Genomic DNA, 15,448 nt, shown 5'->3' on the forward strand with positions numbered 1-15,448 from the left:
GTGGAAGGCCATTCTACGGACTTATGGCAGCAAATTTTAACGATTATTCAAACTAAACTCAGTAAACCAAGCTTCGACACTTGGCTTAAATCAACGAAAGCGACAGTATTTAATGATTCAACTGTCGTTATTTGTGCGCCCAACAATTTTGCTCAGGAATGGCTCGAAAGCCGCTATACCAAGCTAATTGAAGGAACCATATATGACTTTACAGGGAAACAGGTTTCTGTGAAATTCATCATTGAAACGGAAGAACAGAAATCTCAGTCTACAGCCGTCCAACCAACTGTTCTCCCGCCTAAAGGTCCTGCGATTGTTACAGGGGAAGAAAATTTCACCAATATGATGAACGCTAGGTATACCTTTGATACGTTCGTTATCGGATCCGGCAATCGATTCGCTCATGCTGCATCCCTGGCTGTTGCCGAAGCGCCAGCTAAAGCTTATAATCCCCTCTTTCTTTATGGAGGAGTTGGTTTAGGAAAGACCCATTTGATGCATGCTATCGGCCACTATGTGTTAGAACATAACCCAGGGGCACGTGTTTTATATATTTCGTCAGAGAAGTTCACGAATGAATTTATTAATGCGGTCCGTGATAACCGCGGCGAAGGATTTCGTAATAAATATAGAACGATCGATGTATTGTTGATTGATGATATTCAATTCCTCGCTGGTAAAGAAGGTACACAAGAGGAGTTTTTCCATACGTTTAATGCGTTACATGAAGAAGGCAAACAAATTATTATCTCTAGTGACCGGCCGCCCAAAGAAATTCCAACCCTGGAAGATCGGTTACGCTCTAGATTTGAGTGGGGATTAATTACAGACATTCAACCCCCAGATTTAGAAACGCGCATTGCCATTCTCCGTAAGAAAGCAAAAGCAGAGAATCTGGAGATTCCAAATGAAGCGATGATCTATATCGCGAACCAAATCGATACGAATATTCGAGAGCTTGAAGGTGCTTTGATTCGAGTAGTTGCTTACTCGTCCCTTATTAATCAGGACATTAGCGTGCATCTAACAGCCGAAGCATTGAAGGATATCATTCCGTCGAATCGACCACGAGTCATTACGATACAGGATATTCAGCAGCGTGTTGGAGAATTCTATGGTTTGAAGCTAGAGGATTTCAAGGCTCGTAAACGAACAAAAGCCGTCGCATTCCCTAGACAGGTCGCGATGTACCTGGCACGAGAGCTGACGGACTTCTCTTTGCCGAAAATCGGAGATAATTTTGGTGGCCGTGACCATACAACGGTTATCCATGCCCATGATAAAATATCAGAACAATTAAAAGTAGATCAGGATCTTTACAAGATCGTTCATAATCTGACGGAGCGTATTAAGAACCCCTCTTGATAACATTTCATTTTGGTTAAGCCTATGCACAATCTATTCACATGTGGATAGGCTTGATTTATATAAGAATCATCCACATATCCACATATCCAGAGCCCCTACTGCTATTACTAATAAAAAATGTTATTATATAATGATTATGCTAACGCAACGAAAAAAAGAACCACAGGAGTGAAATCATGAAATTAACAATCCTAAAAGACCATTTAATAGAATCCATTGGTCACGTTTCCAAAGCCATATCCTCTCGAACAACCATACCTATCCTTACAGGGATCAAAATAGATGCAACCTTAAGCGGTGTAACCCTTACAGCAAGCGATACGGATATTTCCATTCAAAGCTTTACCCCTAGTGAAAATGATAAAATTAAAATTATTGAATTATTTCAAGCCGGTAGTGTCGTTCTTCCAGCGAAATTCTTCGTCGAAATTATTCGTAAACTACCTGCACAGTTAATCGAAATTGATGTTAGAAATAATTTTCAAACGATTATTCGTTCTGGTTCTTCAGAAATTCAAATCATGGGGCTTGATCCCGATGAATATCCGCTTCTGCCCGAAATCGAAGAAAGTAAAATGCTTCGTTTGCCGAGTGATTTGCTCAAAACGATGATTAAACAAACTTCTTATGCCGTTTCAACGAATGAGTCGACGCCTATTCTTACAGGTGTGCTCTGGAACATATCAGGTGATAAACTAAAATTTATTGCTTGTGATCGTCATCGACTTGCTAGCAGAGAAGTAACGGTTGATAATGATAATGCCCATCAGCTTCCTAACATTGTTATATCAGGACGAACTCTGAACGAATTAAGCAAAATTTTGCCTGATCAAAATTCCCTTATAGATATAGTTATTTCCGACAATCAGGTTTTATTCAAAATTCATTCGATTTTGTTCTATTCTCGTATTCTAGACGGAACTTACCCAGATACATCAAAGCTGATTCCGCAGTCTTTTCAAACCGAAATGGTCGTACCCACCAAAGAATTGGCTGATGCCATCGACCGTGCTTACTTACTTTCCAGAGAAGATAAGACGAACATTGTTAAAATGATCATGCTTGAAGACCAGACGATTGAGATTTCTTCAAGTTCTTCCGAACTTGGGAAAGTAACGGAGCAAATTAACCTGCAGCATATTGCTGGTGAGTTACTCAAAATCTCATTTAACTCCAAATATATGCTCGATGCGCTTAAAGTTCTTGATTCCGAGTTCATTCACATCGGATTTACTGGAGCTATGCAGCCAATCATCATGAAGCCACAAGATTCAACAAGCATTCTGCAGCTTATTTTGCCGTATCGAACAACGAATTAAGGAGTGCGTTATATGAAACAGATCCCCATAAATACGGCTTATATTACACTTGGACAGTTTTTGAAATTATCGGACTGTATATCCACAGGTGGACAAGCTAAATTTTTTGTTGTGGATACAAAAATTGAAGTGAACGGACAAGCTGAAAATCGTAGAGGCCGGAAACTCGTGCCGCAAGATGTGGTAACCGTGGAGGGTTTCGGACAATTCGAAGTCGTTAGCTCCTGATCGGATTAACCCAGGAGGATGGCCACCCATGTTTTTGAACAGACTCGTACTCAGTCATTACAGAAATTATGACCAGATTGAGCTAACAACGGATAGCAATGTGAATATATTCGTAGGGCCTAACGCCCAAGGCAAAACTAATTTGTTGGAATCAATCTATGTAATGGCCATGACGAAATCACATCGCACCCATCAGGATAAAGAATTAATTGGCTGGAACGGTGATCAAACGCAGCTGCATGCAGAAATTCAGAAGCGATACGGCAGCTGTAAGCTGGATCTCTCCATTTCGACCAAAGGTAAAAAAGCGAAAATCAATGGCCTCGAACAAAAGAAGCTTAGTAACTTTATCGGTGCTTTGAATGTGGTCATGTTTGCTCCGGAAGACTTAGAGATCGTCAAAGGAACTCCTGGTATTAGAAGGCGTTTCCTCGATATGGAGATTGGCCAAGTACAACCCTCCTATCTGCATGATTTATCGCAATATCAGAAAATATTGGTGCAGCGGAACAATTATTTAAAGCAATCTTTCCCGGGGAAAACCACGCCAGACGCGATGTTAGACATTTGGAATGAACAATTAGCACAGTATGGTGTTAAAATTATGAAAAAACGTCAAAGCTTTATTAAGAAGCTGCAACAATGGGCGGAAACGATCCATAGAGGGATTACGAATGATAGTGAGGAGCTTCTTATTCGCTATTCCCCTTCCTTTGACATGACACCGTTTGAAGATGAATCTGTTTTATTAGACCAATTTATGATAAAGTTATCATTGGTTAGAGATCAGGAATTCCGAAGAGGCGTTACGCTAGTGGGCCCTCATCGTGACGATCTTCTTTTTTACATCAACGACAAAGAAGTCCAAACGTATGGATCACAGGGTCAACAGCGAACAACAGCGTTATCTCTTAAGCTTGCGGAAATAGAGCTCATTCATGAGGAAGTTGGCGAGTATCCCCTATTATTGTTGGATGATGTGTTATCCGAGCTTGATGAGTATAGGCAGACACAACTGATCCGTACGTTTCAGCAGAAAGTCCAAACTTTTATTACAACAACAGGTCTAGAGAGTGTCCATTTGGATCAACTGGATCATGCTTCCGTGTTTCATGTTTTGAAAGGAAATGTAAGCGGCAGGAGCTGAGGAGCATGTTTATTCATTTGGGTGGAGAGAAAATTATTAGAGCATCCGAACTGATTGCTATTTTCGATATCTCGATAGAGAAATCTTCCAAAATATCGAAACAATTCATACAGCAAGCTTTAAAAGATAAAAAAACAGAGCAAATCGGTGAAGAAGATTGCAAATCACTCGTTGTTACGAAGAGTAAAGTGTATTATTCTCCAATTTCCTCTACCACGCTCAAGAAAAGAGCGCATCAATTGTTAACGAATTAACCTTTTCTCCCCACTTAAGAAAGTATAAGATTTCGGCAATCCGAAAGCACTTTCTTAAGGGCAAATATACGGTCCTCTAGGCGTGGTCGATTATTTTCGAATGACTTCGATAGAGGTTTTCTCTCACTATAAAAAAGCAGGTGAAGATTAACATGTCTGTGAATCAAAATGCGTACGATGACAGTCAGATTCAGGTTCTGGAAGGGTTAGAGGCCGTTCGTAAAAGGCCGGGTATGTATATTGGTTCAACCAGTGCCCGTGGACTTCATCATCTCGTATGGGAAGTTGTCGATAACAGTATCGATGAAGCTTTGGCCGGCTTTTGTACAAAGATTGATGTCATTGTCCATAAAAATAATAGTGTTACTGTTATTGATAATGGGCGCGGAATTCCAGTTGGGGAAAATGCCAAGCTGAAAAGACCAACACTTGAAGTTGTACTTACCGTGCTCCACGCAGGTGGTAAATTCGGTGGCGAGGATTCCGGTTACAAAGTATCAGGTGGTCTGCACGGTGTAGGTATTTCCGTGGTTAATGCGCTGTCTGAGCACTTAACTGTGCAAGTAAAGAATAAAGGCCAAATTCATCAACAAGAATACCGCCGCGGAACGCCGCAATATGATGTGAAAGTCGTAGGTGAAACCGAAGAAACGGGCACCACGGTTACGTTCCAGCCGGATCCGGAGATCTTCAAGGAAACGACAGAGTATGACTATGATACTCTTCAATCCAGAATTCGCGAGCTCGCTTTCTTGAATAAAGGAATTGAGATTAATTTAATTGATGAACGTACGGATACGATCAATACACATAGGTATGAAGGAGGAATCATTTCCTTCGTTCAGCATTTGAACCGTAACCGTGAAGTCGTCAATGAGGTGCCAATCTATGTGGAAGGTTCCAAGGATAATATCTCCATCGAGATTGCCCTTCAATACAACGACAGCTATACGGAAAATATTTACTCCTTCGCGAATAACATCAATACACATGAGGGTGGTACTCACGAGTCCGGTTTTAAAAGTGCACTAACACGGATCTTGAATGACTATGCCCGCAAAAGTAATTCGTTGAAAGATAGTGACTCCAACCTATCGGGGGATGATGTGCGCGAGGGTCTTGCTGCCATTATTTCCGTGAAAATACCTGAGCCTCAATTTGAGGGTCAAACGAAGACCAAACTAGGAAATAGTGAAGTCCGTGGTATTGTAGAGTCTTTATTTGCTGAGAAGCTGCAAACATTTATGGAAGAAAACCCTGCTATTGCGAAGAAGATTCTTGAAAAAGGGATTCAAGCGGCAAGAGCCAGGGAAGCTGCGCGTAAAGCGAGAGAATTAACTCGTCGTAAAAGCGCATTGGAAGTAAGCGCGCTGCCAGGTAAACTAGCAGATTGTTCATCCAAGGATGCTTCTATTAGTGAGATTTACATCGTAGAAGGTGACTCTGCAGGCGGATCCGCTAAGCAAGGACGTGATCGTCACTTCCAAGCGATTCTTCCACTTCGCGGTAAAATTTTGAATGTAGAGAAAGCTAGATTGGATCGTATTCTATCCAATACGGAAATTCGTGCGATGATTACAGCTTTTGGTACAGGGATCAGTGACGATTTCGATATCGCTAAAGCACGTTATCACAAAATTATTATTATGACTGATGCCGACGTTGACGGAGCACACATTCGTACGCTTCTGCTTACTTTCTTCTACAGGTACATGAAAAAATTAATCGAATCCGGTTATGTGTATATTGCACAGCCTCCACTCTTCAAGCTCGAGAGAAATAAAACCATTCGCTATGCGTATAACGAAAGGCAAAGAGAAACCATCATGCAGGAGTTCGGTGAAGGCGCCAAAGTCAATGTGCAGCGTTATAAAGGACTTGGTGAAATGAATCCGGAACAATTATGGGAAACAACGATGGATCCGGAAAGCCGTACCTTATTGCAAGTGACAATCGAAGATGCGATAGAAGCAGATACGCTCTTTGATTCATTGATGGGTGATAACGTAGAACCTAGAAGAGATTTCATCGAGGAACATGCGAAGTACGTGAAAAATTTAGATATCTAAACGTCCTAGACGTTGCTAACGATGTAAGCTTTCAGGAGGAACATTCATGAGCGAAGAATTACATTCGCAAGTCAAAGAAATTGACATTTCTACCGAAATGCGTACATCTTTCTTAGACTATGCGATGAGTATCATTGTCAGTCGTGCACTGCCAGATGTAAGAGACGGTCTGAAGCCTGTTCATCGACGGATCTTATTCGCGATGTCTGAGCTAGGGATGTCTCCAGATAAACCATATAAGAAATCAGCGAGAATCGTCGGTGAAGTTATCGGTAAGTACCATCCTCACGGAGATTCAGCCGTTTATGAGACGATGGTTCGTATGGCGCAAGATTTCTCACTTCGTTATATGCTGGTCGATGGTCATGGTAACTTTGGATCGATCGACGGGGATATGGCAGCGGCCATGCGTTATACCGAAGCTCGCTTGTCGAAGATCGCGATGGAACTCCTGCGTGATATCAACAAAGAGACCATTGACTATGCTCCTAACTATGATGGTGAAGAACAGGAACCAGTTGTTCTCCCTTCACGTTTTCCGAACTTGCTCGTAAACGGGAGTTCGGGGATTGCGGTAGGAATGGCTACCAATATTCCGCCGCATAACCTTCGTGAGGTAATCGAAGGTATCCAAATGATGATAGCAAATCCGGATGTAACACCGCTTGAATTGATGCAAGTGATTAAAGGACCGGATTTCCCTACAGCTGGCTTTATTTTAGGCCGTGAAGGGATTCGTTCAGCCTATCAAACAGGCAGAGGTTCTGTTACAATGCGTGCTAGAACAGTTATTGAAGAAAACAATAATAAAGCTAGAATCATTGTTAATGAGCTGCCATATCAAGTAAATAAAGCTAGATTAGTTGAGAAAATTGCGGAACTTGTTCGTGAGAAAAAGATTGATGGTATCACGGACCTTCGAGATGAATCCGACCGTAATGGTATGCGAGTTGTTATCGAGCTTCGTCGTGACGTTAATCCGCATGTTGTTCTGAATAACTTGTTCAAACATACGGCCATGCAATCGAACTTTGGTATTATTATGCTTGCACTCGTCAACGGCGAACCAAGAGTTCTAAATCTTCGCGAGATGCTGCACTATTATCTCAAGCATCAGCAAGAGGTTATTCGCCGTAGAACAGAGTATGATTTACGCAAAGCGGAAGCGCGCGCTCACATTTTGGAAGGCTTGCGCATCGCACTTGATCATTTGGACCAAGTTATTGCCTTGATTCGTGCTTCCCGTACAACGGAAGAAGCTAGAGAAGGGCTCATGACTACGTTTAATTTGAGTCTCGATCAAGCTCAAGCTATTCTCGATATGCGTCTACAGCGTTTAACAGGCTTAGAACGTGAGAAGATCGAAGCTGAGTATGCTGAACTTATGAAGAAAATCGCTGAGCTTAAAGCAATTCTTGCCGATGAGAAGCTGATTCTAGCGATCATTAGCGAAGAATTGAATGAAATTAAAGAGAAATTCGGCGATGAGCGACGTTCCGAAATTACGGTTGGTGAGGAAAGCATCGAAGATGAAGACCTCATCCCGCGTGAAGATGTCGTTATCACGATTACGCATACGGGTTACATTAAGCGTCTTCCGGTTACGACGTATCGGAACCAGAAGCGTGGTGGACGTGGCATTGTCGGAATGGATACCAAGGACGATGACTTCGTCGAACATTTGTTCGTGACGAATACGCATCACTATCTGATGTTCTTTACGAATAAAGGAAAAGTGTACCGTCTGAAAGCTTATGAGATTCCGGATCTGAGCCGGACGGCTCGTGGAACACCAATCATTAACTTAATCCAGATCGAGCAAGGTGAGACGATTAACGCGGTGATTCCGGTAGAAAGCTTTGAAACCGAGCAATACCTATTCTTTGCAACGAAGCAAGGTGTTGTGAAGAAGACTCCGATCGATGATTATTCAAATATTCGTAAAGGTGGATTAATCGCTATTAATTTACGGGAAGATGATGATCTCATTGGTGTTAAACTGACTGACGGCAACCAAGGTATTATTATGGGAACCAAGCTCGGCATGTCCATCCATTTCCCTGAACAAGATGTTCGTTCCATGGGTAGGTCTGCTACTGGGGTTAAAGGTATACACCTGGATCCTGAAGATACGGTTATTGATATGGACGTAGTCCATGAAGATAATAGTGTACTCATTGTAACGACCAAAGGTTTTGGTAAGAGAACGCCTGTTTCTGAATATCGGATCCAGACACGCGGCGGTAAAGGGATTAAGACCTTGAACGTCACAGATAAGAACGGCCCTATTGTCGGTCTTAAAGTGGTGCAAAATGATGAGGATCTTATGATTATTACAGCGTCGGGTACTGTTATTCGTACAAGTATGGACGGGATTTCGATGATGGGTCGTAACACGCAGGGTGTACGCTTAATCAATATTCGTGAAGACGATGAAGTTGGAACCTTAGCTCGCGTTCAGAAAAATGAAGAGCAAAGCGAGAATGAGGAAGACGGCGATTGGGAAGAAACAGAAGTAACGGATACAGAAGAATAAAATGTCGGGATGGGGCTTACAAACCCATCCCTTTTACTTTACAATAAGAAGTATACGAAAAATTAAGGTGAGTGAATGATTGTGCCGACAGTAGCCGTTTCTCAATTAAAATATGGTGAAAGATTAGGCGATAATGTAATAACGAAATTGGGTAATGTACTTTTCAACAAAGGAAAAGTCATTAATGAAAGAGACGTTGAGATTCTAAAAGCATTTCTCATTTCATCTGTCTTTATTGAATCTAAGAATGGTATTGAACCCGAAGCCACGAGTGAAGAAACAAAACAGAATGAAGTTGCAACCGTTCATCCTTTTTATTTGGAATATCAGAATATGTTGAAACTGCTTAAACGAGTCTTTTATCTCGCTAATGGTGGACAACCGCTTCCCATCTTAGATCTACGAAACGGTCTTGAAGCTCTCATTCAACATATTGATGCCTATAAAGTACTTACCTTCACACCGAAGAATCGCATTTTGCAAGATTATATCTATCACAAAAGTATTCAGGTCAGCTTAACTGCTTATTCATTAGCTAGATGGCATGGTCTTCCTCAGAAAGATTTGATGCAAATTGCCTTAGCCGGTCTTTTACATGACATTGGTATTGCCAAAGTTGATCCTGCTATTCTTGAAAAGAAGAGTGCTCTAACAGCATCCGAAATGGACGAGATTAAACAGCACACGTTAATCGGGTATCAGATTCTTAAAAATATTTCCGGTATCAACGAAGGTGTTAAATTAACAGCTATTCAGCATCATGAACGTGAGGATGGATCTGGTTATCCTTTAGGAGTTAAAGGTGATAAGATTCACATGTATGCCAAAATAGTAGCGATTGCTGATATTTATAACGCCATGACCAATGAACGGTATTATAAAACGGCTTTATCGCCGTATGTTGTATTAGAGCAGCTCTTTACAGAATCATTCGGTAAAGTAGATCCAACCCTGGTTCAAGTATTTATGAACAAGTCCACTCAAATCAGCAATGGAACAATCGTAAAACTAAGTGATAACCGTGTAGGTGAAATTATTTTCTCCGATCGCTCTCATCCTACTAGACCTTGGATTAACGTTAATGGAACGATTGTAAATTTAACATTAGAAAGAAGTCTATTCATTCAAGATGTTATTGGTCATATTTAAAAGTCATAGAGAGTAATGTTGCCCCCTGTGTAGGGGGTTTTTCTTTATTATTAAGAAATGATGAGAAAACCTCTCTCGAGGCCATTCAAGGATGAGCGACCGCGTTTAAAGAGGAGAGACTTTGGTCTCCAAGCAAAGATCCCTATATTAGGTTTTATCGGCAAATAGAAAGCGTGTTTCGGAATATCGAAATTTATACTTTCTATTGTGGAAAAGAAAAGCTTGCATTCTGCTTTTAGATTTGTTATATTACTCCTTGTCGCTTCGGCGGTCGAACGAAAGAACGAAAGAAAATAAAAAAAGTTCTTGCAATCGAATAGGCTGATGTGGTATATTAATCAAGTCGCCTTTGAGGGTCGAAGGATTAAAATGAAAGAAATTGATCTTTGAAAACTGAACAACGAGTGAGTAAGCACGAACGAGAAATCGTTCAAAAAAGAGATTGCAAAATCTCGCTAGCAACGCAAATGAGCAATTAAGCTTTCAAATAGATTTTCTATTATGGAGAGTTTGATCCTGGCTCAGGACGAACGCTGGCGGCGTGCCTAATACATGCAAGTCGAGCGGATTTATCCTTCGGGATAAGTTAGCGGCGGACGGGTGAGTAACACGTAGGTAACCTGCCTATAAGATCGGGATAACTATCGGAAACGATAGCTAAGACCGGATAATTGGTTTTCTCGCATGAGAGAATTATGAAACACGGAGCAATCTGTGGCTTATAGATGGGCCTGCGGCGCATTAGCTAGTTGGTGAGGTAACGGCTCACCAAGGCGACGATGCGTAGCCGACCTGAGAGGGTGAACGGCCACACTGGGACTGAGACACGGCCCAGACTCCTACGGGAGGCAGCAGTAGGGAATCTTCCGCAATGGACGCAAGTCTGACGGAGCAACGCCGCGTGAGTGATGAAGGTTTTCGGATCGTAAAGCTCTGTTGCCCTAGACGAACAGCAAGAGGAGTAACTGCCTTTTGTGTGACGGTATAGGAGAAGAAAGCCCCGGCTAACTACGTGCCAGCAGCCGCGGTAATACGTAGGGGGCAAGCGTTGTCCGGAATTATTGGGCGTAAAGCGCGCGCAGGCGGTCAATTAAGTTGGGTGTTTAAGCCCGGGGCTCAACCCCGGTTCGCATCCAAAACTGGTTGACTTGAGTGTAGGAGAGGAAAGTGGAATTCCACGTGTAGCGGTGAAATGCGTAGAGATGTGGAGGAACACCAGTGGCGAAGGCGACTTTCTGGCCTATAACTGACGCTGAGGCGCGAAAGCGTGGGGAGCAAACAGGATTAGATACCCTGGTAGTCCACGCCGTAAACGATGCATACTAGGTGTTGGGGATTCGATTCCTCGGTGCCGAAGTTAACACAGTAAGTATGCCGCCTGGGGAGTACGCTCGCAAGAGTGAAACTCAAAGGAATTGACGGGGACCCGCACAAGCAGTGGAGTATGTGGTTTAATTCGAAGCAACGCGAAGAACCTTACCAGGTCTTGACATCCCTCTGAATACGGTAGAGATATCGTAGGCCTTCGGGACAGAGGAGACAGGTGGTGCATGGTTGTCGTCAGCTCGTGTCGTGAGATGTTGGGTTAAGTCCCGCAACGAGCGCAACCCTTGATCTTAGTTGCCAGCACTTTGGGTGGGCACTCTAAGATGACTGCCGGTGACAAACCGGAGGAAGGTGGGGATGACGTCAAATCATCATGCCCCTTATGACCTGGGCTACACACGTACTACAATGGTCGGTACAACGGGAAGCGAAGCCGCGAGGTGGAGCGAATCCTTATAAGCCGATCTCAGTTCGGATTGCAGGCTGCAACTCGCCTGCATGAAGTCGGAATTGCTAGTAATCGCGGATCAGCATGCCGCGGTGAATACGTTCCCGGGTCTTGTACACACCGCCCGTCACACCACGAGAGTTTACAACACCCGAAGTCGGTGGGGTAACCCGCAAGGGAGCCAGCCGCCGAAGGTGGGGTAGATGATTGGGGTGAAGTCGTAACAAGGTAGCCGTATCGGAAGGTGCGGCTGGATCACCTCCTTTCTATGGAGACTCGGGTCTGATAGACCCAGTCAAGTGCGAAAGCACAAAACGTTTACTCACTCGTGTTCAGTTTTGAAGGATGAATTTACCTTCAACTACTTGTTCCTTGAAAACTAGATAACGAAACAAAACGTAAAGTAAGAACTTAGGTAGCATGATCTACGGATCTTGCGAAATTTTCAAATGTTTTTTTCTAGGTTAAGCTAGAAAGAGCACACGGAGGATGCCTAGGCACTAGGAGCCGAAGAAGGACGTGGCGAACGACGAAATGCCTCGGGGAGCCGTAAGCAGGCTTTGATCCGGGGATGTCCGAATGGGGGAACCCAGCTGTGGTAATGCGCAGTTACTCTATTGTGAATACATAGCAATAGTAGAGGCATACCCAGGGAACTGAAACATCTAAGTACCTGGAGGAAAAGAAAACAAAAGTGATTCCGTCAGTAGCGGCGAGCGAAAGCGGAATAGCCCAAACCAAGGAGCTTGCTCCTTGGGGTTGTAGGACCTCGATATGGGGTTAGTTCGGTAGGCGAAGAGATCTGGAAAGGTCCGGCATAGAAGGTAAAAGCCCTGTAGCTTAAATCGAACGAAACCCCTAGAGGTATCCTGAGTACGGCGGGTCACGTGAAACCCCGTCGGAATCCGGCAGGACCATCTGCCAAGGCTAAATACTCCCTAGTGACCGATAGTGAAGCAGTACCGTGAGGGAAAGGTGAAAAGCACCGCGGAAGCGGAGTGAAAAAGAACCTGAAACCGTGTGCTTACAAGAAGTCAGAGCCCTCTATATGGGTGATGGCGTGCCTTTTGTAGAATGAACCGGCGAGTTACGTTCCCGTGCGAGGTTAAGCTGAAAAGGCGGAGCCGCAGCGAAAGCGAGTCTGAATAGGGCGCTTGAGTACGTGGACGTAGACCCGAAACCGTGTGATCTACCCCTGTCCAGGGTGAAGGTGAGGTAACACTCACTGGAGGCCCGAACCCACGCATGTTGAAAAATGCGGGGATGAGGTGGGGGTAGCGGAGAAATTCCAATCGAACTCGGAGATAGCTGGTTCTCCCCGAAATAGCTTTAGGGCTAGCCTCGGATGTGGAGTTGTGGAGGTAAAGCACTGATTGGGTGCGGGGCCCGCCAAGGGTTACCAAGTCCAGTCAAACTCTGAATGCCACAAACTTAAATCCGGGAGTCAGACAGTGAGTGCTAAGATCCATTGTCAAAAGGGAAACAGCCCAGACCATCAGCTAAGGTCCCCAAGTGTGTGTTAAGTGGGAAAGGATGTGGAGTTGCACAGACAACCAGGATGTTGGCTTAGAAGCAGCCACCATTGAAAGAGTGCGTAATAGCTCACTGGTCGAGTGACTCTGCGCCGAAAATGTAACGGGGCTAAACACGCCACCGAAGCTATGGCTTGCACGTATGTGCATGGGTAGGGGAGCGTTGTATGTACGTTGAATTCTGACCGTAAGGACAGGTGGAGCGCATACAAGTGAGAATGCCGGTATAAGTAACGAAAAGATCAGTGAGAATCTGATCCGCCGAAAACCTAAGGGTTCCTGAGGAAGGCTCGTCCGCTCAGGGTAAGTCGGGACCTAAGGCGAGGCCGAAAGGCGTAGTCGATGGACAACAGGTGGAAATTCCTGTACCACCGTAGCCGTTATGAGCGATGGAGTGACGCAGAAGGATAGTGACGCGAGCTGATGGATGCTCGTCCAAGCAGTGAGGCTGGTTAGTAGGCAAATCCGCTAACCGTAAGGCTGGGCTGTGATGGGGAGGGAAACTTTAAGTACCGAAGGTCATGAGTTCACACTGCCAAGAAAAGCTTCTAGCCAGGCGAAGGTGCCCGTACCGCAAACCGACACAGGTGGGTGAGAAGAGAATTCTAAGGCGCGCGGAAGAACTCTCGTTAAGGAACTCGGCAAAATGACCCCGTAACTTCGGGAGAAGGGGTGCCTCGGTAGGGTGAATAGCCCGAGGGGGCCGCAGTGAAAAGGCCCAAGCGACTGTTTAGCAAAAACACAGGTCTGTGCGAAGCCGCAAGGCGAAGTATACGGGCTGACGCCTGCCCGGTGCTGGAAGGTTAAGAGGAGTGGTTAGGGGTTAAACCCGAAGCTATGAATTGAAGCCCCAGTAAACGGCGGCCGTAACTATAACGGTCCTAAGGTAGCGAAATTCCTTGTCAGGTAAATTCTGACCCGCACGAATGGCGTAACGACTTGGGCGCTGTCTCAACGAGAGATCCGGTGAAATTTTAATACCTGTGAAGATGCAGGTTACCCGCGACAAGACGGAAAGACCCCATGGAGCTTTACTGCAGCTTGATATTGGACTTTGGTACGATCTGTACAGGATAGGTGGGAGCCTTTGAAGCCTGAGCGCCAGCTTGGGTGGAGGCGCCGTTGGGATACCACCCTGATCGTATCGGAGTTCTAACCTGGTACCGTAATCCGGTATGGGGACAGTGTCAGGTGGGCAGTTTGACTGGGGCGGTCGCCTCCTAAAATGTAACGGAGGCGTTTAAAGGTTCCCTCAGAATGGTTGGAAATCATTCGCAGAGTGCAAAGGCATAAGGGAGCTTGACTGCGAGACCTACAAGTCGAGCAGGGACGAAAGTCGGACTTAGTGATCCGGTGGTACCGAATGGAAGGGCCATCGCTCAACGGATAAAAGCTACCCTGGGGATAACAGGCTTATCTCCCCCAAGAGTCCACATCGACGGGGAGGTTTGGCACCTCGATGTCGGCTCATCGCATCCTGGGGCTGAAGTAGGTCCCAAGGGTTGGGCTGTTCGCCCATTAAAGCGGTACGCGAGCTGGGTTCAGAACGTCGTGAGACAGTTCGGTCCCTATCTGTCGCGGGCGTAGGAAATTTGAGAGGAGCTGTCCTTAGTACGAGAGGACCGGGATGGACGTACCGCTGGTGTACCAGTTGTCTCGCCAGAGGCATCGCTGGGTAGCTATGTACGGAGGGGATAAGCGCTGAAAGCATCTAAGCGCGAAGCCCCCCTCAAGATGAGATTTCCCAGTATGTAAGACCCCTTGTAGACGACGAGGTTGATAGGTTCGAGGTGGAAGTGCAGCAATGCATGCAGCTGACGAATACTAATCGGTCGAGGGCTTAACCAATAAACCTAAGAAATTCAAACCTTTACGCAAGTTTCGTATCTAGTTTTCAAGGCGCAAACCACGCTTTGACTGTTTGGTGATGATGGCGGAGGGGACCCACGCGTTCCCATCTCGAACACGACCGTTAAGCCCTCCAGCGTCGATGGTACTTGAACCGCAGGGTTCTGGGAGAGTAGAACGTTGCCAAGCACATGCAAAAGAGTCTTTTTGGAAGAAATTCCAGA

8 protein-coding genes and 3 rRNA genes are annotated in these 15,448 nt (G+C 44.8%); all 11 read left to right on the plus strand.

Annotated features, from left to right (window positions below; translation table 11 throughout):
- The 11 genes from dnaA to rrf all read left to right on the plus strand — a co-directional run bounded on the left by dnaA (position 1) and on the right by rrf (position 15,413).
- Positions 1-1,365: a chromosomal replication initiator protein DnaA gene (gene dnaA, locus NYR53_RS00005; protein ID WP_261303402.1), complete on the plus strand. Its 1,365-nt coding sequence runs from the start codon at positions 1-3 to the stop codon at positions 1,363-1,365.
- 179 nt (positions 1,366-1,544) lie between these two features.
- Entirely contained in the window at positions 1,545-2,687 is a 1,143-nt protein-coding gene (gene dnaN, locus NYR53_RS00010; protein WP_261303403.1) for a DNA polymerase III subunit beta, read from the plus strand.
- Positions 2,688-2,699: 12 nt separating this feature from the next.
- A complete protein-coding gene (yaaA, locus tag NYR53_RS00015; protein ID WP_029196165.1) occupies positions 2,700-2,915 on the plus strand; it encodes a S4 domain-containing protein YaaA in 216 nt (71 codons plus the stop codon).
- 28 nt (positions 2,916-2,943) lie between these two features.
- Positions 2,944-4,062, plus strand: a complete 1,119-nt coding sequence (gene recF, locus NYR53_RS00020; RefSeq protein ID WP_261303404.1) for a DNA replication/repair protein RecF — start codon at positions 2,944-2,946, stop codon at positions 4,060-4,062.
- A 5-nt stretch (positions 4,063-4,067) separates the two neighbouring features.
- Positions 4,068-4,316 carry an extracellular matrix regulator RemB gene (remB, locus tag NYR53_RS00025; protein WP_047683999.1) on the plus strand — a complete coding sequence of 83 codons (249 nt, stop codon included), beginning with the start codon at positions 4,068-4,070 and terminating at the stop codon, positions 4,314-4,316.
- Between the two features lie 152 nt (positions 4,317-4,468).
- Positions 4,469-6,385 (plus strand): DNA topoisomerase (ATP-hydrolyzing) subunit B, encoded by a 1,917-nt coding sequence (gyrB, locus tag NYR53_RS00030; RefSeq protein ID WP_261303405.1) that lies wholly within the window; start codon positions 4,469-4,471, stop codon positions 6,383-6,385.
- Between the two features lie 46 nt (positions 6,386-6,431).
- Positions 6,432-8,921 (plus strand): DNA gyrase subunit A, encoded by a 2,490-nt coding sequence (gyrA, locus tag NYR53_RS00035; protein ID WP_261303406.1) that lies wholly within the window; start codon positions 6,432-6,434, stop codon positions 8,919-8,921.
- 81 nt (positions 8,922-9,002) lie between these two features.
- On the plus strand, positions 9,003-10,070 hold the full coding sequence (locus NYR53_RS00040) for an HD-GYP domain-containing protein (protein ID WP_261306618.1): 1,068 nt from the start codon (positions 9,003-9,005) through the stop codon (positions 10,068-10,070).
- Between the two features lie 498 nt (positions 10,071-10,568).
- Positions 10,569-12,110, plus strand: a 16S ribosomal RNA gene (locus tag NYR53_RS00045).
- A 196-nt stretch (positions 12,111-12,306) separates the two neighbouring features.
- Positions 12,307-15,224, plus strand: a 23S ribosomal RNA gene (locus NYR53_RS00050).
- 72 nt (positions 15,225-15,296) lie between these two features.
- Positions 15,297-15,413: ribosomal RNA gene (rrf, locus tag NYR53_RS00055) — 5S ribosomal RNA — on the plus strand.
- Together the 16S, 23S and 5S rRNA genes form the textbook arrangement of a ribosomal RNA operon.
- Positions 15,414-15,448 lie beyond the last annotated feature (35 nt).

Source organism: Paenibacillus andongensis (assembly GCF_025369935.1).
GTDB lineage: Bacteria > Bacillota > Bacilli > Paenibacillales > NBRC-103111 > Paenibacillus_E > Paenibacillus_E andongensis.

Bases quoted from the DNA above. Each gene is read 5' to 3' on its own strand.
- yaaA (WP_029196165.1), top strand. From the start codon at position 2,700: ATGAAACAGATCCCCATAAATACGGCTTATATTACACTTGGACAGTTT.
- recF (WP_261303404.1), top strand. From the start codon at position 2,944: ATGTTTTTGAACAGACTCGTACTCAGTCATTACAGAAATTATGACCAG.
- remB (WP_047683999.1), top strand. From the start codon at position 4,068: ATGTTTATTCATTTGGGTGGAGAGAAAATTATTAGAGCATCCGAACTG.
- gyrB (WP_261303405.1), top strand. From the start codon at position 4,469: ATGTCTGTGAATCAAAATGCGTACGATGACAGTCAGATTCAGGTTCTG.
- gyrA (WP_261303406.1), top strand. From the start codon at position 6,432: ATGAGCGAAGAATTACATTCGCAAGTCAAAGAAATTGACATTTCTACC.
- dnaN (WP_261303403.1), top strand. From the start codon at position 1,545: ATGAAATTAACAATCCTAAAAGACCATTTAATAGAATCCATTGGTCAC.